We start from the raw sequence: 19,891 nt of genomic DNA on the forward strand, positions 1-19,891 counted from the left end.
TTTGTTGCTCAAGCAACACTACTATTTGAGGTGACTTATACAATCATAATGGCACAAATATGCAAAATTAATTTTAATTAATTTCAATATCTTCGTGCTATGATTAAGGTTGTCATTATAGGAGGCGGAAATGTAGCTACACATTTAGCCAATGCTTTTAGTAAAACAAACGAAGTATCGTTAGTACAAATGTATGCTCGAAATATTGAGCAAATTCAACATTTAAAAGAAGCTACTCCTATTACAAATAGTATAGAACTTTTAATAAAAGCCGATGTGTATATCATTGCGGTTTCTGATGATGCTATTGGTGATGTTTCTCGTAAAATTGAACAAAAAAATGGTTTAGTGGTGCACACTTCTGGTAGCGTAGCCATGCAATCATTACAAAACACTGGACGTAAAGGTATTTTTTACTTATTACAAAGCTTTTCTAAAGACAAAGATGTGAACTTTGATGAAATTCCTTTTTGTTTAGAAGCTGAAAACGAAGAAGATTTACAGTTATTAGAAGCACTTGCTAAATCTATTGGAAAAAAGATATACCGTATCAACTCAGAACAACGTAAACGATTACATGTTGCTGCTGTTTTTGTAAACAATTTCACCAATCATATGTATAAAATTGGTGCTGATATTTGCAACGAACATCAAGTTCCTTTTGAAGTATTACTTCCCTTAATTCAGGAAACAGCTCAAAAAATAACCGAGTTGAGTCCTAAGGCAGCACAAACAGGTCCTGCCAAAAGAAATGACCAAAAAACTATTCAAAATCATTTAGCATTATTAAATGCTGAACAACAAGAAATTTATAAACTTATTACAAAATCAATCCAACAAAATGGAAAAGAGTTATAAAGAATACTTACCTCAAATAGACACCTTTATTTTTGATGTAGACGGAGTATTAACTAACGGAATTGTTACCGTTTTTCCTGACGGACAGCTTGTACGTCAAATGAATATTAAAGATGGATATGCCTTAAAAGCTGCTGTAAAAGCTGGCTATAGAGTATGTGTTATCTCTGGTGGAAAAAACGAAGGAGTACGTACACGTTTAGAAGGCTTAGGTATTACCGATGTTTATTTAGGAGCTCATGATAAAATTCAACAGTTTAATGAATTAGTTGAAAAATATAAACTAAACCCAGAAAATATAGTGTACATGGGAGATGACATCCCTGATTACCCTGTAATGAAACTTGTTGGTATGCCTTCTTGCCCTAACGATGCAGCTCGTGAAATACAACAAATTTCAAAATACATTTCTGATAAAACTGGTGGTAACGGTTGTGCTAGAGATATTATAGAGCAAGTTTTACGCGTACAAGGAAAATGGGATAGTAACTTTGATGCGCAATACGATTAATTGGAATACTTTTTGAAAACGATATACTATTAAAACTTTTAGATTATGAAAAAAATACTTTTTGCTTTATTATTTACAACTGTTAGCTTTTCTATGAGCGCACAAACTATTTTCGGAAAATGGGAAAACCGTGACGAAGAAACCAACAAAGTTGATTCTGTAATAGAAGTATATAAAAAAGATGGAAAGGCTTACGCTAAAATTATTGAGATTACAGACAAAAATCGTCAAGAAGCTGTTTGTGATAAATGTAATGGAAAGCGTAAAAACAATCCTATTTTAGGAATGAATATTTTAACAGGACTAAAAAAAGATGGTAACGAATGGAGTGGCGGAAAAATTTTAGATCCTAAAAACGGAAAAGAATACAAGTGTTATATTAAACTTGAAAACGACAACAAGTTAAAAATTAGAGGTTACATAGGTTTTGCTGCCTTTGGTAGAACAGCTTACTGGCACCGAAAAAACTAAACCTAAAAAACATTCAAAAAGCATCATTTTTTAATGGTGCTTTTTTTATAAAAAAATAAAAGACTTTAGTGTCTTTTTTAAAGAAAACTAATATCTTTGTAGCATACTATTTTATATGTTTTCAAAATCTTGTGAATACGGTTTAAGAGCAACTATTTTTGTTGCAGAACAATCTAGCTTAGATAATAAAGTTGGTGTAAAAGCTATTGCTGCCGCTATTGATTCTCCAGAAGCTTTCACAGGGAAAATATTACAAATTTTAACAAAAAATAATATCATTGATTCTATTAAAGGTCCTTATGGCGGTTTTGTAATTAATAAAGCTGACCTTAAAAAGATTCGCTTAAGTGATGTGGTTCGTGTATTAGATGGTGATAGTATTTACACAGGTTGCGGATTGGGTTTAAAACAATGCGATGATAGCTCTCCGTGCCCTCTTCATTTTAAATTTGTAGAAATTAGAGATAACTTAAGAAAAATGTTAGAAGGAAACACCCTTCATGATGTATTATACACAAACGACAAGAAAAATACTTTTTGGCTAAAACGGGAATAAAAAATTTACAATAATAAAAGATAAAAAGGTCTTTTTATGATTTATAAACAATAAATAGAAACAAAATGGAAATAGATAACAACACAACAGTAGCAGACATAGTTGCTAAAAACTATAAAACAGCTACAATTTTTAAATTATACGGAATTGATTTTTGCTGCAACGGTAACAGAACTATTCAAGAAGTTGCTACAAAAAAGAACATTGTTCCTGATACATTAATCAATAAACTAATTCGCATTGATAGAGGCTCTAAATCTAATAACGATTATCAAAGCTGGTCCTTAGATTTTTTGTGTGATTATATCTACAAAAATCACCATACATATGTGGAAAAACAAATTCCTGAAATTTTAGAATATCTAACCAAAATAGCTAAAGTACATGGTGACAACCATCCTGAGCTACACGAGGTAATGCAACTCTTTAAAGAAAGTGCCGGAGAACTTACCACACATATGAAAAAAGAGGAACTTATTTTATTTCCTTTTATAAAAAAGTTAGTTGAGGCAAGTAACTCAAACACTCCCCTTTCTCCTCCTCCATTTGGTACGGTAGAAAACCCTATAAACATGATGCATACTGAACATGATAATGAAGGTAGTAGATTTAGAACAATTGCAAAACTTACAAATAATTACACTCCACCTGAAGACGCTTGTAACACTTACAAAGTTGCTTTAGCAATGCTACAAGAGTTTGAAGAAGACTTACACAAACACATTCATTTAGAAAACAATATTCTATTTAAAAAAGCAATCAAATTAGAAAATCAATTAAATTAAATAATTAATAATGAGAAAAATTTGGACTGGATTTATTGCAGTAGTGGTATTATCATTTATTGCATTAATATGGGTAGGTACAGAAATTTATCAAACCCAACCCCCTATACCTGAAACAGTAAAAGTTAACGGAAGTAATGAAACTATATACACTAAAAAAGACATACAAGATGGACAAAATGTTTGGGAATCTATCGGAGGAATGGAAGTCGGCTCTATTTGGGGTCATGGAAGTTATGTAGCCCCAGACTGGACAGCTGATTGGATTCATAAAGAGGCTGTTTACTTATTAAACTACTGGGCTAAAAAAGACTTTAACACCAACTATGATGCTTTAGATGAAGAAAACAAAGCTGCCTTAAAAGCTCGTTTGGTAAAAGATATTAGAACCAACACTTTTAATGAAAAAGACCAATCAATAACAATTTCTAAAGAGCGAAAAAAAGCCATTAAAGCAAACTCTGCATACTATGCTAATATCTTTTCAAAAGGTCATGAAAAATATGCCATTCCAGAAGGAGCATTAACTGATACTGAAAAACTCGCTAAGCTTAATGCCTTTTTATTCTGGACTTCTTGGGCTGCCAGTACAGAAAGACCTGGTCAAGACTATACCTATACTTCTAACTGGCCTCATGAACCGTTAATTAATAATACAATTACTCCCGATTCACAGCTGTGGTCAGGCTTCTCAATAATTTTATTATTACTATTTATTGGAGTATTAACCTATTACTATATCAGAAATCATGAGAAAGGAGAAGCGGTAACAAACCCAAGCAAAGACCCTTTATTAGACTTAAAATTAGTTAGATCTCAAAAAGCGGTATTAAAGTACTTTTTAGTAATCTCACTTCTTATTGTATTACAAGTTGTTTTGGGTATTGTTACTGTACACTATACGGTAGAAGGTCAAGCTTTTTTTGGTTTTAATTTATCTGAATATCTTCCGTATTCAATCTCTAGAACATGGCATACACAACTTGCTGTATTTTGGATTGCCGCTACATGGTTAGCAACAGGATTATTCTTGGCTCCAATTATTAGTGGTAAAGAAATGAAGTACCAAGTTTTCGGAATTAACTTCTTGTTTATCGCCTTGTTAATTATTGTTTTGGGTTCTATGCTTGGAGAATGGTTAGGTGTACACCAATTTTTAGACTTAACCACTAATTTCTTCTTTGGTCACCAAGGATACGAGTACATGGATTTAGGTAGATTCTGGCAAATATTCTTAGGTATTGGTTTAATTTTATGGGTAGTTATGGTTGGTAGACACGTACTGTATGGTATCCGTAAAAAAGACGACTCAAAACATTTACTTTCTATCCTATTAATAGCTGTAGTTGCTATTGGTATGTTCTTTTTCTCAGGATTAATGTATGGAGAAAACAGTTCACTACCTGTAATTAATTATTGGAGATGGTGGCTCGTACACTTATGGGTAGAAGGATTCTTTGAAGTATTTGCAACGGTGATTATTGCCTATATTTTCTCTCGTATGAAAATAATTTCAACCAAAACAGCAGGAAAAACAGCGATAGCTTCTGCTACTATTTTCTTAGCAGGTGGTATCATAGGTACCTTACACCACTTATACTATTCAGGAACTCCAGTACAAGCCATTGCATTAGGAGCTACGTTTAGTGCTTTAGAAGTGGTACCACTTACCTTAATGGGCTTTGAAATTAGAGAAAACTGGAATTTATTGAAAAAGAATGCTTGGATTCAACGTTACAAATGGCCTATATTTTTCTTTATTGCTGTTGCCTTTTGGAACATGGTCGGTGCTGGTGTTTTCGGGTTCTTAATCAACCCTCCTATTGCATTGTACTACATCCAAGGATTAAACACAACTGCTGTACACGCACATACTGCATTATTTGGAGTATATGGAATGTTAGGTATGGGCTTTATTTTAATCTGCTTACGTTTGTATTCAAACATTGCTTGGAACGAAAAACTCGTAAAAAATGCTTTTTGGTTTTTAAACGGTGGATTGGTATTAATGGTGGTATTAAGCTTATTACCTGTAGGTATAATTCAAGCATATACTTCAATTACCAAAGGGTATTCTTTTGCCAGAGATCCTGAATTATTATACAATCCAACAGTACAAACCTTAAAATGGATGCGAATGATAGGAGACATTGTATTCTCTTTAGGTATTGTATGTTTCTGCTGGTTTGTGGTAAGAACAACAGTTAATGCAATAAAACAAAAATCGTAACCCCTCTTTATTTTTATAAAAAGTCTGTGTAGACCCCATCTATACAGACTTTTTTTATTACCCTATTTTTAGCGAGGTCATACTTAAAGAACCCGCTAATAGTTTATCATTAAAAAGCTGAATTTCTTCATTTTTTTGTTGCAACCCTAAACTATAAATTAACGGTAAATAATGATCCGGAGTTGGTATTGCAAGCTGAAAAGCTTTTGACTGTTTTGTATAATCAATCAAAGGTTGATAATTTCCTTCTAATAAATATGTATTAACCGTTTCTCTTGCTTCAATAGCCCAATCATATCCGTAATCATCCTTATCAAAATTTTTCCAGTCAACCATTCGTAAATTATGAACAATGTTTCCACTACCAATAATCAATACCCCCTTCTGTCTTAAAGATGTTAGCTGTTTAGCCAATTCAAAATGATAATTAGCATCTTTGGTATAATCAATACTCAATTGAATTACAGGTATATCAGCTTTCGGAAATAAATGCTTTAATACGGTCCAAGCACCATGGTCTAAACCCCAATGCTCATCTAATTCCACAAAATTAGGATGTAACAATTGTTTGGTTTCTTTTGCCAATTCTGGATTTCCTTTTGCTGGATATTGCTGCTCAAATAACTCTTGAGGAAAACCACCAAAATCATGAATTGTTTTGGGCATTTCCATCACAGTTACTTTTGTTCCTTTGGTAAACCAATGTGCCGAAACACAAATGATTGCCTTCGGCTTAGGAAGAGTTTTTGAAATATTCTGAAAACCTCTAGTAAACTCGTTTTCTTCAATAGCATTCATAGGACTACCATGTCCTAAAAACAACACTGGCATTGTTTGAGAAACAGGTAAACTATCTGATAACTTTTTTAACCCACTTAATGTTCCCATACTCAAATTTACTGATGCTAACCCTAATAACTGTAAAAACGTCGTTCGTTTCATAAGGGACTCTTGTTTAGCTTTATTTAAAAAACATACCTCAAACCAACGTTTGAGGCATGCATACAATCTTAGTTGGGTTTTAAAAAACCAAATCAACTACCAAATCAAACTCGTCGTAAATTGCCTTATCTTTTAAACCATCAAAAAAGCTTGTAGAACCGTATTTCACATCATACTTTGCTCTATCTACCTTTAACGATGCTGTTGCTTTTCCTCCGTAAACAGAAATTTGAAAAGTAACAGGGTTTGTTTTATTCTTTATTGTTAGGTCAGCTGTTACTTCGTACGAATTCTTTCCTTTAGCTTTCACCTTAGTAAAAACTAATTTTGCTGTTGGGTGATTATTCACACCAAAAAAATCATCTGATTTTAAATGCCCTTCTAACTTTTTTTGGTACTCTCCAGATAAATCTGTTACAGCTATAGAAGTCATATCTATCGTAAACTCTCCTCCTACTAACTTATCTTCTTCAAAGTTTAATATCCCTGACTGTAAACTAACCGTTCCTTCGTGAGAACCTGTTACTTTATAACCTTTCCATACCACTTTACTTTCTTTGGTATTTACTTTTTTTACTTCTTTTGTAATGGTAGTAAACGATAGTGTTGCAAATGCAATTAATACTAACACTAAAGGATTTTTTAAATTTTTCATTGTTTATGGTTTTTATAATTATAAGATTAAATCTGCGTATTGTTTAGAATTTACTTTTATATCTTCAAACTTCGGATTGTCATTGGCTCCGTAAAACACGTGCAATGGCAACATTTCTAATCCGCAATACTGAAACGAAACAGTTACTGATTTTAATAACTCTTCTAAAGATACAAAACTATTATAGGTTTCTTCAGTACCTCCTGTTGATACCGATAAACGGAGTTTTTTTCCTTTTAACTTGTCACCTTCAGGTCCAAAAGCCCAACCATACGTTAATACCTCATCCATCCACTTTTTAAATAAAAATGGAGTATTGAACCAATGCAACGGAAATTGAATAATTATACTATCATGATTCAATAATAACTCTTGCTCTTTTGCTACATTAATATTTAAATCTGGATACTCTTTATATAATTGATGAATTGTTACTTTATCATCATGCTGCTGCAGCTCATCTATCCAAGTTTTGTTAACTTTTGACTCCTCAATATTTGGGTGTGTTACAATTACTAAGTATTTCATTCTTTTATGTTTACTTGTTTTTTATATCACAAAAGTATGTATATTTGCTATATAAAAGTAACTACTATACTTAAGTATACCAGTATACAAAAGTATACCAACATCAACACAATATGGAAACAACCATTCAGATGGAAGAGATAAAAAGATGCTCTGTTCAATATGTATTGGCACTAAGAGACACTTTAAATGTAATAAGCGGAAAATGGAAACTATCTATCATTGGTAGCTTATTATATGGCAAAATGCGCTTTAAAGAATTGCAAAGAAATATTGGAAAAATTTCTCCAAGGATGTTATCTAAAGAATTGAAAGATTTGGAAGCTAACGGAATTATTAAGCGTACCATTTACGATACCACTCCTGTTACGGTTGAATATGAATTAACAGAATCTGGAATGCGATTACATACTGCTTTAGATGTTATGGTTAAATGGGGAATTGAGCATAGAGAATTAACTTTAAAGTAAGTTGATCCTTCTTTATTATTCCACCCAACATTACATAACGTCATTACAAACGAAATGCTGCGAAGTGACGTAATCTTATGAATCAAAAATGGTCATTTCGAAGAAGAGATTTTATGAGCAACAGAGAAAACGTGAGATTCAGCGGAGCTAAATCTTATAAATCAGAGTTACTCACAAACATATACTTTCATTTTGTCTTGATACAAAACGAAACAAAAAATCAAGACTTATTTTTCCTTTTTTGAATTCTACGTTATATTCAGTATTCGAATCCAGACCGTAAACTCTTTGGATTCTCTCCTACTCCATAACCTCGAATTCTACTAAATTAAAAATAGGTCGGTTTTTACCCATAACCCCTCTTTTATTCACAAAGACCGTTACAAAACGTCATTACGAACGGACACTGAGTCTTTCGACTATCGCTCAAGATAAACTATGGTCGAAGTGGAAAGTGACGTAATCTCATAAATAGGAGTTACTCATTACTTTGAGACCTCTCACATCAGTTCGAGGTGACAGTAGTCGAGAAAAAGATTGCTTCATCGTACCTCTTTTCAATAATCGAAATCAATAAACACCGACACCACTACGGAAATCCACATTTTTTTCTGCATATATCACCTTTTAAATCATTATTCCAACAAGTAATTTTGCATATATAAAATATGAATTATGGAAGAAGTAGTTTTTAAAGCCTTATTAACTGATAATAAGTTTAATAGAATAGATAATTTTATTCAAGAAGTAATTAACGCTAATAAAAATAATGGAGCTACCTACGAGTCAGTAAGAGAGTCTATTATAAAATTGGTTTTATACCGATTTATTAAAATAGACACTAACGCTTCTAACGACTGTATTTTACGAGAGAATAATTTTTATCAAGCTCGTGAACTTGGTAGTGTGAGTTCTTGGTTAGAAAAAAGACGCACTTACGAGTATTCTTAATAAGATTACTTACATACACTAAAGTCGGATTGGATAACAACGTAATCCAATTAATCAAAAACGGTCATTTCGAACCGAGCTGTAGCGAAGTGTGAGAAACCGTAAGGTTCAGCGGAGCTAAATCTCATGAATCAGAGTTACTCATAACATTAAGACCTCTCATATCCATTCGAGGTGACAGTAGTCGAGAAAAAGATTGCTTCGTCCTACCTCCTCGCAATGACGATAATAAAACGTCCTCAGTAAGCAAGCCGAAAATTACACCTAACTGTCACTTCGAGTGAAATTCACGAAACGAAGTGAAGGGAATTTTGTATCGAGAAGTATTCGGTAATAACAAGGTTCTCGATACTATTTTGTTCTACTACGTTGCACAAAATCACTCGAACTGACATCTCAAACGTCATTACGAACGTAACACAGTGGAGTGACGTAATCTCATGAATGGGAGTCACTCATAACATTAAGATTTCTCAGTCATAACCTCCTTCGAAATGACAGTCATCGAGGAAAAGATTGCTTCGTCCTACCTCCTCGCAATGACGACAATAACTAATTAATTACTTACTATTCTTTTCTTTTTATTGTATTTATCAGCAATATCCGTCCAATCATTTCTACGAGTGTGTCCAAAAATAATTTCTACTTTGCTATAATCACTTTGTTGGTCTTCCTTCCATTCTGTCCATTCTTCCTCATCCCATTCAGTTCTTTCATCATCAATATAAAATCGATCATTTTTGTATTCATCAATAAGAAAATCTACAAAGTCATCAAAACTATCTGCAATAACCGAAACAGGTTCTGGTTCTCCACATGGCAAGTAAATAATTTGTCCGTAAATCCCTTTTTCTGCTGGATCATAATCAATACACAAGTATTGACCAGAGCCATCGGTAGCAAAGGGTAACCTTTTGGTACTGTACAAAATATTTTTTACCAAATCTTTTTGATAAACACTATCTGGATAAGCTTGGTTTTCGCGTTCTTTAAAAAAGTTATAGGTATCAATAATACGATTACAACTATATAAAAAATAGCTAAAAAATCCGTGTGGACTTTCACCCCACTTCTCGTCTCCATTGGTTATTTTTAATAAATCTTTTAACGATTGCGGTACAGGTAAGTTAGTTTCTTTTTCTATACGCGCTATTGCTGTATCACTTGCTCCTGGAGGTAATGTTTCTCTTATTTCTGAAAACTTTGTTGAAATTATCGCTAACAATTCTTCTATTTTGTTTTTCATAGTATGTATGTTTTTATGTAAGCTGCAATCTACCAAAAATCTATATTTTATAAACTTCTCCTTGCCTTTTGCTTCATTTTTAAATAACACTACTAGCAACTAACAAAATTCTAAAAACAAACATTTTTCTATTACGGTTTGTATACTTTTTAAACCTTTACCATTACACTACATCTTATTTTTAACATACTTATATTTCCTATGACTCTTTATAATCCTCTTTACAGAATTAATTAACCTTCTTATATTTCTACAAAGTTTATTACACAATCTTTATTTTTTAGTTTACTACTTATAAAATTGATTTAAGACGGGAAGCTATTTCCGTCCAATTTGTATTTAGATTTAATGTTTTTATCTCAATTTGATGACTCTTATATGCATAGCTTAAATCATATTCTTTCTCTATTGTAGGATATAATAATATTCCTCTAGCTGTTTCGCTTTTTACTGTACCATCTTCTTGATTTAATAAGTAACTAAATAGCTGATATAAATTATTAGATTTAATTTTTTCCTTATAATAATTCAACGACATTGTTTCTCTATAATACTTGACATCAATAATGATTTTCTGTTCAGCATTTTCTAATGTAATGTCAGTTTTCATTATAGGTACATATTGAAAACTATCTATGTCTGTATAGTCAAAATTCCAGTTTATTATTTCAGGTTTTACCGTACGATATTCTGTTTGTTCAATGCGGTAGAAATTTCTAATAAATGCTTCAAAAAGTTGATTCATTTTATTTTTATCTCTTGTAAAATCTGAAAACTTATATTCTCCTGATTTCTCTGTAGGTAATGTATTTTCATAGATGATTTGGCAAACATTCATTAGAAAACCATAAAATCGATTGTTTCTATTTAATCTAACTTGGCTAAAAACAGATTTACTCATTTTAATAGGCTCAATACCACCAAACATTATCAGTAAACTTTTCAGTTCTTTTTTTAAATCAGAATTAAGCCCTTTAGTTTTGATTAGCGTTTTAATTGAAGTCAATAAAATGCGATTGGTTAAAATGTTTGATGAAAACTCATCAAAAGTGCAAATAGTCCTTTGCTTAAATAATATATTACTCTTTACTGTTTGGCTAAATTGGATTTTACCTTTTACTCCAGCCAATTCATCAGTAGTTTCAATGTAATCTTTATCTATACCTCTTTTGAGTAATATTTTAGTTGCATTTATTAAAACTTTTGCGAAGAGGTCTAGGATTTCCATTTTATCATTCACCTCAACATTTACACGTTCTTTTTCTTCTAACTTATTCCAAGCATAGCATAATAAATAATATATGTTTTCAATAGGAATATGCATTTTTACCTTGATAATATTTTAAGGATTTCTGATACATTATCCATATCATCAAACCAGATTTCTTCTAAAAGCGGTTTCAACTCAAAATCGATTATTTCTTGCCACCAATTTTCTTCGTTTTGCTCTTTATTATAGTTGCAGAAATAACTGTGACCAATTTGAAAACCTTCCCCTAAATTTGAATCACTTTTAATTTTATCATTGACCTTTGGAATCATTAAACTTATATGATTAACCATTGCCTTTGATAGTCCGTTATCTGATAAAAAGTTCTGAAAATTAGCATCAAAATATGGTTGTAAGTTTATAAAGGCAAAACGTCTTCTTAACGCATAATCTACAATCGCCAATGAACGGTCTGCTGTATTCATTGTACCAATTATATATAAGTTTTCAGGTACATAAAAGCGGTCTTCTTCATCTTCTGCATAAGTTAGTTTTAAAGCGAATTTTTCGGCTCTTTTATCCGCTTCAATAAGCATCATTAATTCACCAAAAATCTTCCCAAGATTACCTCTATTAATTTCATCAATAATGAAAAAGAACGGTTTATCGGGATGTGCTAATGCCCTACGACAAAAAGAGAAAAATATGCCATCTTTTAAATCAAAACTTCCTTTTTGCGTTGGTCTTAAACCTTGAATGAAGTCCTCATAACTATATGATTGATGGAATTGTACCATTTCTATATTAGCATCTTTAACTTCCTGCATTATTTGATATGCCAGTTTTCTTGCAATAAAGGTTTTACCAACACCTGGTGGACCTTGTAGAATGATGTTTTTCTTTCTTTTTAATAGAGCTACTGTTTGAAAAAACTGTTGCTCGCTAATAAATGGCTTATCGCTATCCTCTGCAAACTGGTATTTTTTATGACTGCTATTTTGTAATAATTTTTCGGTAATGATATTTTTAGTGTCAATTACATCCCTTATTATATCATATTCTTCTTCTTGTAGTTTAAAAAGACTTCCTTGATTATTTATAAATACTTCACATTGTTGTAACGCATTTATGTTTTTGAGTTCGTTCCAAGTAATTGGTATTTCTAATTTTTCTACCAATTCAAATTCAATTTCTTCACCGACTTCCGTATTATGAATCCCTCTAGTTACTTCATAAATAGCTTTAATTTGTTTTGTTGGTGAACTTTCATAACCAATAATTAAATCGCCTGGTTTTGTTTGCTCAAAATATTTATAAATTCTACGCTTGTTACCTTTTTCGTTGTGTGTTGTATAGGTTTGTTTATCGCCCTCTTTATGATTGCTAATGCTCCATATTTTCGGATTTGCATTTAACCACCAAAAGTTAATCGCTTCTTCATTTTCAGATAATTCATCATCAATTTCCTCAATATCATTAGATTTTGCATTTCCTTTAGTATTCTCAAATAAAAGGTTATGTTTTGTAAATACATCTACCAAGTCTGGATATAAGCGCGCGTATTCATTTAATAAAAATTCCCAAACTTTTGTTGGGCTAAACGTATCTGGTCTAAATAGTCTCTTATACCCTTTAAGGCTGTTTGATTTGTATTGATATACTTTATTGGTTAGCCATTTAACCTTACGTCTGTGCTTATAGTCTTGTGCTTGTGAATCGAAATAATAATTGCTGTCAATTACACCAATACCTAAACAAGTATTGATGCCTTTATTAGCAAAAACCACATCACCTTTATTAGCAGTTTTAAAAAACCATAGATTACCGGTTTGATTGGATTGACTCTCTGGCGGTAAACCTGCTAACTTATTAAGCTCTTGATAGCTTTCAACCTTTGTAATATCTCCTATTTCTAAATTGCTATAGTCTATGGCTACTATATTATTAGCATAAAATTCGTCCCATTCTGATGCTTGACTACCAGGTGCAAACTTGAAATAGTTACGTGTTTCGTCATTTATCTTTACAATTTGAGGTTTTAACTCGGTTAAATACTCCAGAACAGCATCATAATTATTTACTGTTTTCAGTTTTCTTGGTAAAGGATTTTTTAACTCGAAACCTGCTACTAAACCTGTTTCAGATTTATGGCCTATTCTTAAAAAGAATTGATACGCAATTTTATGTGAGTTTTTTATGTTTGGGTAAAGTGCTAACCAACAAAAATCCTGACCAAAATTATTTGCGCCTTGAAAATCTACTGTGTGATAGGTGTAATCGTCTAAATTTAGTTGGACTATAAGGCTTTTGGCTATTTGCTCTAGATAGTTTTGAACTGTTTCCCGTTCTGCTGTATGCTTATTGTAAAAGAAAGTGTGAAATATGCTCCAAGGTTTTTGCCAATTGGCAAACATATCTCTTTTACCTATGCCATAATTTTGAAGTTGCTCTAGTAAAGTTGGTGACAAATGATTGAGAGCCTCTATATCTTTATTACGTATATAGTCTTTAACTTGCTCTACTGTGTCCTGTGAAATTTCATCGCCGTTTAATAATAAACGTGCCATTTCTGCACGTAATAAATTTACTGGCTTAAAATTATCTGGTGTATTATATTCGTTATAAATATCGTTTACAATTTCTGGGCTTAACACATTAATAGCTTGATACAATTCTTGTGAATCTGTTGCTAAACTACAATACTTTGTAGCAAGGTCTTGTATGTATTTAAATTGTGTTTGCATAATTATTTATAATCTAAAACTCTTGTTCTTTTACACTTTCAAAACCTGTTGTGCTAAAAGCTTCTCTTAAAGCATCTCCTAAAAGCCCTCCTTTTTTCGTGTCACTTATCATTTTTATTAAACCTGCACGCCTATTGGATAAAGATTTTGCATTGAGATTAAAAATCTCAACCGTTTTCTCAACTTTTTTTCTATCTAGCTCCTTTAAATCTTCTTTAGGTTCTATTTCACCATTTTGCAAATAATTAAAAAAGTGTTCAGGATTATCAATCACAGGATTGTATATCTCTATATACTCCTCCATTTTTATTGAGTATCCATTATCCTTATATTTAGCCCCATAATCCTCATCGTTACAAGCTGCTATTAAATTATTCCATTCAAAAGTTTTTGATGCATCAATATTTCTTTTGATATAATGGTCGATATGACAATCTCTGTCATCATCAATTAAAACCTCTGTGTAACCACATAGGAAGACTTGTTCCTCTGCTAAAATTTGAAACCGTGTATTTTGAAATACTTCGGGTGCGAGTTTGTGAAAATCACTCCAATTAGCACCTTTATTGTTAACCTTGAAATCTTCAAACTCCTTTAAAGGTTCTTGCTTATTCACCCTTCTCATTAACCATTTTTCCTTTTAGCAAGTTCAACTTTTAGCTGCGTTATGGCTTCATCATCTTTACCTATTTGATCTTGCAAGTCATTAAATAACCTTTCAAAATCAACGGAGTTATGCTTTTTATCTTTAATCATTTGCCATAATAGAGAAATAGTCATTTCTACTTCTTTATACCTTAAATCATCTACGTCAAAAACCTCTAATAAAATATCGTCAACTTCTTTACCGTAAGGGTTATAAGCAAATACTTTAAGACGTGCATTATTCTCGGATGATGCCATTATGAATAACTGATCCTTACGCATTGCTGAAACAATATCAGGTGAATGAGATGTAATTAGATAAAAATTCTGATATGCATTCTCGTTTTTAATGAGTTCATAAATAAACTCTCTTTTCCATTCAGGATGCAAATATGTATCTGGTTCATCTAATAAGAATAGACTGTTTTCTGCTGCCAATAGCTCTTTCAAACCCATAATAATGAGCTGTTGCTTTTCCCCTTCACTCAATCTTTGAAATGGAACTTGAATATTTCCCTTATTTAAAAAGATTTCAACATTTGTTAGTAAACCATTGGCTTGTAATGCCACTAAATATTCAAACAATCTTTTTTCTGTACCATAATATTCCCAAAGTCTTATTAATGAGTTTTGATTTGTGATTACATAAGATATTTGGGTTGGGCTTTTTATTACAACCTCATCAACAGTTGCAGCAAGACGAGTTAAAAATATTTTTAAATCTCCTTTTGCTCCCCAAAAGTCTTTAGCTGTAGCTTTAGGTTTGGCCCATTTTGGCTTATCAAAGTCCAATACGATTTTTTTGAAACCTTGTATTTTATTTTTTGATAGTAATTTGTCTGGCACATCTCCATACTGATAGCTTAATAATGCTATCAGAATTAATGGAAAGTTGTTAGTAGTGAAATAATAAAATGGTTGGTCGATTTTTATTTCACCATCTAAAGAGCCCAAAATATTTTTACTTTGGTAAGATTGGTATAAATTATATAGGATATCTGAAATACCTGAATAATATACCATAAGGCTTGCAGGTAATATATATTCAAAAGATTCACCAATATTTCTTAAATACTTTTCAATTTCACTTTGTTTGCTATAAGTATTACTTGATTCAAAAAGACTTATTTGTATTTTACCATCATACTCTAATTCAATGGCATAATAATTTACAAAACTTTCTCCCCAAGCAGTTGTATTAGTTATCTTTTCGCTTTTGAGTAAATACTGAATTTTAAATCGAAATGGATATTTTAGTTCATAGATTCCTTTAAGTGATGTACATTCAAAAAGTTTAGCAAATATTATAGATAAACATTCTACAAGTGTTGTTTTACCAGAGCCATTTTTACCAATAAAAGCTGCTATAGATTTACTGGGTGAAAAATCTACTTCAAAATCATTTAGCAACTTATAGTCTTTTATATAAAGTGAATTTAGTTTCATTAACTGGTAAATATTTCTTGTTCAAAATTAAGTAGGGCTTTTTCTCTGTTTGCATTTGCCTTTCTCCTTAAACTTTTGATTTGATTTTTTAATCCATCAATATGGTTAGCAATTTCATTCTGTTTATCACAATCTGGTAAAGGAAACAAAAGCTCTTGCATTTCTTGAGCATTAATATTTGCTTGACCTGTAATTTGCCTACTGATTAAATCTTTTTGAAATTGAAGTATAGATGAGTTAAATAAATAATTAATAAATTTTTTATTAACTAAATCTTCTTTTAAAACCACCCGAATTAAATAAGAAGCAAAAGTGTATTCATCATCACTATCAAAAAGAGCCGTTTTACCTACTAATTCTTTACTATTGGTTCTATTAAAAAGTAAGTCTCCTTTATTTAATTTATACTTTTTATAAGTCGAATCATTAATTGAAATATATTTTAAATCATCAAGATTTAATTCTCCATTATAAATATTATTCATTCTTAACATAGGTGGACCTACTATTTCTTTAGAAGACTTTTCAGATAAACCATATTGAGTTGAAAAAATCAATTCTCTAAATTTAATTAAAGGATAAAGTCCTTTAAATTTGTTTTCAATTTTTGCTAACCTCCCTAAAGAATCTACAGCCCATCGATCCACTTCCCTATAGTTTATAGTATCTAACAACCCTTCTTTTTGAACTTTTTTTGTTTTACTTATTCCAAGAGTTGAATACAAATACTCTTCAATCTCTTGTTCAAGATTATTAGCTTCTTGTTCTTGTTGTTGGGCTAATTGTATTTTTTGATTGTATTGGGCTACGATGCGGTTTTGTTCTGATAATGGTGGTAATGGGATTTTTATGTTTACCAGCGTATCAAATTTCAAATTCTGCCTAACCGAACCTGTAGTATTATCATTTATTATCTTATTAAAAGTGTCTGTTTTAAAAATCAAATAAAGGTATTCAGAAGACAATTCATCGTTAGTGCCAAAAACAACGTAGGCTGGACTAATAAACTCATTTTTTTGATTAGGTGTTTTCCAACCAATTGAACCTACGTTAATTCGATAAGGATTATATGCTAAATCTTGATTATAAACTTTTTTATAAGACTGATTAATATTAGCTCCTAATTCGGTATAAGCATCAAATAAGCCTGTTTTATTATTAACACCTAATATTTTAAATTCTTTATCTGGAAAGTCGTATAATTTTACTCTTTCACTTCTCTCATAAATTAATTTAGATAGTAATACTAATGGATAATCTGAATTTAAAGCATTTGTAATATACCTTTTAACATCCCACAACAAGAAATCTGTAAATGGAACCGTCTTTAAATATGTGTTTGCTTGTTCCATTTATAGACTATAAAATATTTCAGGTTCTTGAGCTTTATTATCTCCAGATAAAGGAATACGATACATTGTACTGTTGTCTAAAATTTGGTATTCTACTTTATTGATGATGTTTTCCCAAAGTTGGTTGCTTACTCTATACTCCGTAAACTCTTTGGCTAATGGTTCTAACTCGTTATCTATTTTTGCACCTGTTGTGCTAATCCCTGCTTTTTCTACTTCGGCAATTGGTATTTCGTAATTGAACTGCTCTTTAATTTGAGCTTTAATTTCGGTTTCAACTGTTTGTTGTAAAACTTTTAATTCTGCCCTTAATTCTTTTTTCTCATCAGCAGGTAATGCTTCTTTACCACGTAATACCAATTTAGATTTAATTGGTGCTATTTGCGGTTGATATTTTGCTTCAATATCCTTTTTAGCTTTTAATGCTACTTTTTTATAGGTTTTAGCTTCTTCCTCGGTAAACTTTTTAAAGAATAGTAAACTAGGTTTTACGGTTGCACCTGATGCAATAAATACATCTTGCGGAATTGAAGTTATTAGAACAATTTTTGCTTTGCTTTCTACAAAATCTCTTATTTTTTGAAGGTTAGAATTGTTTAATACGCCTTCTGGCAATACAATACCAATTCTACCACCTGGTTTTAATAAATTTAAACAACGTTCTATAAACAACACTTCTGTAAGTGTGCTCATACTTCCTGTTTTGTATAAACTCAACAATGGTTTCCCCATATTGTCACTAATTTGTTTTAAAGCATTCTCATAGGCTTTACCATAACGTTTTTTGTATTTAACAATACGGACTGCATCCTTGTATTTATCGGCTTCCGTAATCTTTAAGCTTTTTTCAACCCTTGCTCCAAATGGAGGATTGGTTAATATGACATCAAAGCGATTATCGAATATTCCATTTACGTTTAACAACCCATCGTTATGATGTACACCTCCGTGACCATCACCGTGCATAATCATATTCATTTTAGCAGTACGACTCATACGAGGATTGGCATCTGTACCAAAAATGCATTCGTAACTCAATACCCTTAATCTACTTTTAGGATTGTTTATGTCTAATTCTTGATTGAGTTTAGCGAATAAATCGTTAACAACCTCATCTACTTCTTCTTTCTTTTTCTCTGATAGTTTTTCGTATTCAGTCGTATAGTATTTTTCTTTAATTTTCTCTTTTTCCTGATGAATATCTTCTTCAATTTTAGCTCTTACATATTCAAACGCTTTAATAAGGAATCCGCCTGAACCACAGCAAGGGTCACAAACAATTTCTCCTTCTTGTGGGTCTAATACATCTACCATAAAATCTACAATAGTACGCGGTGTAAAAAACTGACCTAATTCACCTCTAAAGGTTCTCCCTAAAAATTGCTCGAATGCGATACCTTTAACATCATCTGATGTTGTAGAGAGGTTGTACGTTTCCAATTCTTTTACAATAGCTTCAAAACTATTTTCTCGTATTCTAATAGATTCGTTAGGGTCGAATAAATCATCATCCTTAAATTCCTCTTTGGTATTTTCAAACAGTTGCTGATAAAACGGTTTACTGGAAGAAGAGGAATAACGATTATAGGCTTCTTTATCTTTTATAAATTGTTCTCTTGAAAATACTTGTGCATTAGAATTTTCACGTTCATATCTGATTTTGATAAACAAGATTTTACTGATTTCATCGAAAGCAGCTTCTGGTGAAAGTTTATCATTGTTTCTAATAATGTTATGGCATTTAAACAATAGTTTGGAAAACTCATCTCGCGTAAACGCTTTTGTTTGCTTTAATAAGGCATCTACCTTTTTAGCATTATTAATTATACTTGCCGTTGGAATATCTACAACCTCATCAAGTCGTTTTGGGATTTTACCTTTTATAACCCTGAATATTCTTGTTTCCTTTAGATTGGTAGTTACAAAAAAGTCTGCACCAGCCCAAGACGCATAATTATAGCCTTGAAAATAATCTTCTTCACGAATGGTTAAATGTTCTGCTTTACATTCTACCACGATAGCAGCGTGATTGCCTTCATTTTTATCTTCTTTAGATTTCCATATTACAATATCCGCCATTGCTCTACCTTGACCGCGTTGTGAATTACTCACTTTAACTTCTTGTGCCATTTGATCTGGTGAAAAGCCATAATTTTCAATTAAACGCTGAATATATAGTTGCCTTACTTTTTCTTCTGGTTTAAGTACTAACCATTTACCTAATAGTGGTGCGAAAATTTTATTGCCTTTTATTTGAAGTTCTATGCTCATAGACTATAGATTAGTTTTCT

18 protein-coding genes are annotated in these 19,891 nt (G+C 31.6%); 8 read left to right on the forward strand and 10 right to left on the reverse strand.

Going from position 1 to position 19,891, the window contains the following annotated elements:
- Positions 1-99 precede the first annotated feature (99 nt).
- The 6 genes from ACKTTR_RS11165 (at position 100) to ACKTTR_RS11190 (ending at position 5,411) form a co-directional block, all read left to right on the forward strand.
- Positions 100-858, forward strand: coding sequence for a Rossmann-like and DUF2520 domain-containing protein (locus tag ACKTTR_RS11165; RefSeq protein WP_408027910.1), 759 nt, complete (start codon positions 100-102; stop codon positions 856-858).
- Positions 842-1,369 carry a KdsC family phosphatase gene (locus ACKTTR_RS11170; protein ID WP_408027911.1) on the forward strand — a complete coding sequence of 176 codons (528 nt, stop codon included), beginning with the start codon at positions 842-844 and terminating at the stop codon, positions 1,367-1,369. Before ACKTTR_RS11165 ends, ACKTTR_RS11170 begins: the two co-directional genes overlap by 17 nt.
- Before the next feature lie 45 nt (positions 1,370-1,414).
- Entirely contained in the window at positions 1,415-1,840 is a 426-nt protein-coding gene (locus tag ACKTTR_RS11175; protein ID WP_408027912.1) for a DUF2147 domain-containing protein, read from the forward strand.
- Positions 1,841-1,955: 115 nt separating this feature from the next.
- Complete coding sequence (locus ACKTTR_RS11180; protein ID WP_408027913.1) at positions 1,956-2,396, forward strand: RrF2 family transcriptional regulator; 441 nt, start codon at positions 1,956-1,958, stop codon at positions 2,394-2,396.
- A gap of 65 nt (positions 2,397-2,461) precedes the next feature.
- The gene (gene ric / locus ACKTTR_RS11185) at positions 2,462-3,181 is read left to right on the forward strand and encodes an iron-sulfur cluster repair di-iron protein (RefSeq protein WP_408027914.1); all 720 of its coding nucleotides are present in this window, start codon (positions 2,462-2,464) and stop codon (positions 3,179-3,181) included.
- Between the two features lie 10 nt (positions 3,182-3,191).
- Positions 3,192-5,411, forward strand: a complete 2,220-nt coding sequence (locus ACKTTR_RS11190; protein ID WP_408027915.1) for a nitric-oxide reductase large subunit — start codon at positions 3,192-3,194, stop codon at positions 5,409-5,411.
- 57 nt (positions 5,412-5,468) lie between these two features.
- On the opposite strand, the gene ygiD is transcribed toward ACKTTR_RS11190, so the two are convergent.
- From ygiD to ACKTTR_RS11205, 3 genes are all read right to left on the reverse strand, one after another.
- Complete coding sequence (ygiD, locus tag ACKTTR_RS11195; protein ID WP_408028007.1) at positions 5,469-6,299, reverse strand: 4,5-DOPA-extradiol-dioxygenase; 831 nt, start codon at positions 6,297-6,299, stop codon at positions 5,469-5,471.
- A 133-nt stretch (positions 6,300-6,432) separates the two neighbouring features.
- Positions 6,433-7,008: a YceI family protein gene (locus ACKTTR_RS11200; RefSeq protein ID WP_408027916.1), complete on the reverse strand. Its 576-nt coding sequence runs from the start codon at positions 7,006-7,008 to the stop codon at positions 6,433-6,435.
- An 18-nt stretch (positions 7,009-7,026) separates the two neighbouring features.
- Complete coding sequence (locus tag ACKTTR_RS11205) at positions 7,027-7,536, reverse strand: NAD(P)H-dependent oxidoreductase (RefSeq protein ID WP_408027917.1); 510 nt, start codon at positions 7,534-7,536, stop codon at positions 7,027-7,029.
- Positions 7,537-7,649: 113 nt separating this feature from the next.
- Here ACKTTR_RS11205 and ACKTTR_RS11210 point away from each other — a divergent pair, with 113 nt between their 5' ends.
- Together ACKTTR_RS11210 and ACKTTR_RS11215 are read left to right on the forward strand one after the other, a co-directional pair.
- On the forward strand, positions 7,650-8,006 hold the full coding sequence (locus tag ACKTTR_RS11210; protein ID WP_408027918.1) for a winged helix-turn-helix transcriptional regulator: 357 nt from the start codon (positions 7,650-7,652) through the stop codon (positions 8,004-8,006).
- Between the two features lie 675 nt (positions 8,007-8,681).
- On the forward strand, positions 8,682-8,957 hold the full coding sequence (locus tag ACKTTR_RS11215) for a hypothetical protein (protein ID WP_408027919.1): 276 nt from the start codon (positions 8,682-8,684) through the stop codon (positions 8,955-8,957).
- Positions 8,958-9,513: 556 nt separating this feature from the next.
- Here ACKTTR_RS11215 and ACKTTR_RS11220 read toward each other — a convergent pair.
- From ACKTTR_RS11220 to ACKTTR_RS11250, 7 genes are all read right to left on the reverse strand, one after another.
- On the reverse strand, positions 9,514-10,203 hold the full coding sequence (locus ACKTTR_RS11220) for an SMI1/KNR4 family protein (protein ID WP_408027920.1): 690 nt from the start codon (positions 10,201-10,203) through the stop codon (positions 9,514-9,516).
- Positions 10,204-10,495: 292 nt separating this feature from the next.
- On the reverse strand, positions 10,496-11,527 hold the full coding sequence (gene mcrC, locus ACKTTR_RS11225; RefSeq protein WP_408027921.1) for a 5-methylcytosine-specific restriction endonuclease system specificity protein McrC: 1,032 nt from the start codon (positions 11,525-11,527) through the stop codon (positions 10,496-10,498).
- 2 nt (positions 11,528-11,529) lie between these two features.
- Positions 11,530-14,157, reverse strand: a complete 2,628-nt coding sequence (locus tag ACKTTR_RS11230; protein WP_408027922.1) for an AAA family ATPase — start codon at positions 14,155-14,157, stop codon at positions 11,530-11,532.
- A gap of 13 nt (positions 14,158-14,170) precedes the next feature.
- Positions 14,171-14,782, reverse strand: coding sequence for a retron system putative HNH endonuclease (locus ACKTTR_RS11235; RefSeq protein ID WP_408027923.1), 612 nt, complete (start codon positions 14,780-14,782; stop codon positions 14,171-14,173).
- Positions 14,782-16,248, reverse strand: a complete 1,467-nt coding sequence (locus ACKTTR_RS11240) for an AAA family ATPase (protein ID WP_408027924.1) — start codon at positions 16,246-16,248, stop codon at positions 14,782-14,784. The genes ACKTTR_RS11235 and ACKTTR_RS11240 overlap by 1 nt, the downstream gene beginning before the upstream one ends.
- Complete coding sequence (locus ACKTTR_RS11245) at positions 16,248-17,600, reverse strand: restriction endonuclease subunit S (RefSeq protein ID WP_408027925.1); 1,353 nt, start codon at positions 17,598-17,600, stop codon at positions 16,248-16,250. The genes ACKTTR_RS11240 and ACKTTR_RS11245 overlap by 1 nt, the downstream gene beginning before the upstream one ends.
- On the reverse strand, positions 17,601-19,871 hold the full coding sequence (locus tag ACKTTR_RS11250; protein WP_408027926.1) for an N-6 DNA methylase: 2,271 nt from the start codon (positions 19,869-19,871) through the stop codon (positions 17,601-17,603).
- Between the last annotated feature and the right edge of the window lie 20 nt (positions 19,872-19,891).

Origin of the sequence: Tenacibaculum litoreum (assembly GCF_964513915.1) — a bacterium.
Classification (GTDB): domain Bacteria; phylum Bacteroidota; class Bacteroidia; order Flavobacteriales; family Flavobacteriaceae; genus Polaribacter; species Polaribacter litoreum.

Excerpts from the sequence above, each read along its gene's own strand:
- ACKTTR_RS11235 (WP_408027923.1), bottom strand. The coding sequence starts at position 14,782 with ATGAGAAGGGTGAATAAGCAAGAACCTTTAAAGGAGTTTGAAGATTTC.
- ACKTTR_RS11175 (WP_408027912.1), top strand. The coding sequence starts at position 1,415 with ATGAAAAAAATACTTTTTGCTTTATTATTTACAACTGTTAGCTTTTCT.
- ACKTTR_RS11210 (WP_408027918.1), top strand. The coding sequence starts at position 7,650 with ATGGAAACAACCATTCAGATGGAAGAGATAAAAAGATGCTCTGTTCAA.
- ACKTTR_RS11245 (WP_408027925.1), bottom strand. The coding sequence starts at position 17,600 with ATGGAACAAGCAAACACATATTTAAAGACGGTTCCATTTACAGATTTC.
- ACKTTR_RS11215 (WP_408027919.1), top strand. The coding sequence starts at position 8,682 with ATGGAAGAAGTAGTTTTTAAAGCCTTATTAACTGATAATAAGTTTAAT.
- ACKTTR_RS11250 (WP_408027926.1), bottom strand. The coding sequence starts at position 19,871 with ATGAGCATAGAACTTCAAATAAAAGGCAATAAAATTTTCGCACCACTA.
- ACKTTR_RS11190 (WP_408027915.1), top strand. The coding sequence starts at position 3,192 with ATGAGAAAAATTTGGACTGGATTTATTGCAGTAGTGGTATTATCATTT.
- ACKTTR_RS11205 (WP_408027917.1), bottom strand. The coding sequence starts at position 7,536 with ATGAAATACTTAGTAATTGTAACACACCCAAATATTGAGGAGTCAAAA.
- ACKTTR_RS11240 (WP_408027924.1), bottom strand. The coding sequence starts at position 16,248 with ATGAAACTAAATTCACTTTATATAAAAGACTATAAGTTGCTAAATGAT.
- ACKTTR_RS11220 (WP_408027920.1), bottom strand. The coding sequence starts at position 10,203 with ATGAAAAACAAAATAGAAGAATTGTTAGCGATAATTTCAACAAAGTTT.
- ric (WP_408027914.1), top strand. The coding sequence starts at position 2,462 with ATGGAAATAGATAACAACACAACAGTAGCAGACATAGTTGCTAAAAAC.
- ACKTTR_RS11230 (WP_408027922.1), bottom strand. The coding sequence starts at position 14,157 with ATGCAAACACAATTTAAATACATACAAGACCTTGCTACAAAGTATTGT.
- mcrC (WP_408027921.1), bottom strand. The coding sequence starts at position 11,527 with ATGCATATTCCTATTGAAAACATATATTATTTATTATGCTATGCTTGG.
- ACKTTR_RS11200 (WP_408027916.1), bottom strand. The coding sequence starts at position 7,008 with ATGAAAAATTTAAAAAATCCTTTAGTGTTAGTATTAATTGCATTTGCA.
- ygiD (WP_408028007.1), bottom strand. The coding sequence starts at position 6,299 with ATGGGAACATTAAGTGGGTTAAAAAAGTTATCAGATAGTTTACCTGTT.
- ACKTTR_RS11170 (WP_408027911.1), top strand. The coding sequence starts at position 842 with ATGGAAAAGAGTTATAAAGAATACTTACCTCAAATAGACACCTTTATT.
- ACKTTR_RS11180 (WP_408027913.1), top strand. The coding sequence starts at position 1,956 with ATGTTTTCAAAATCTTGTGAATACGGTTTAAGAGCAACTATTTTTGTT.
- ACKTTR_RS11165 (WP_408027910.1), top strand. The coding sequence starts at position 100 with ATGATTAAGGTTGTCATTATAGGAGGCGGAAATGTAGCTACACATTTA.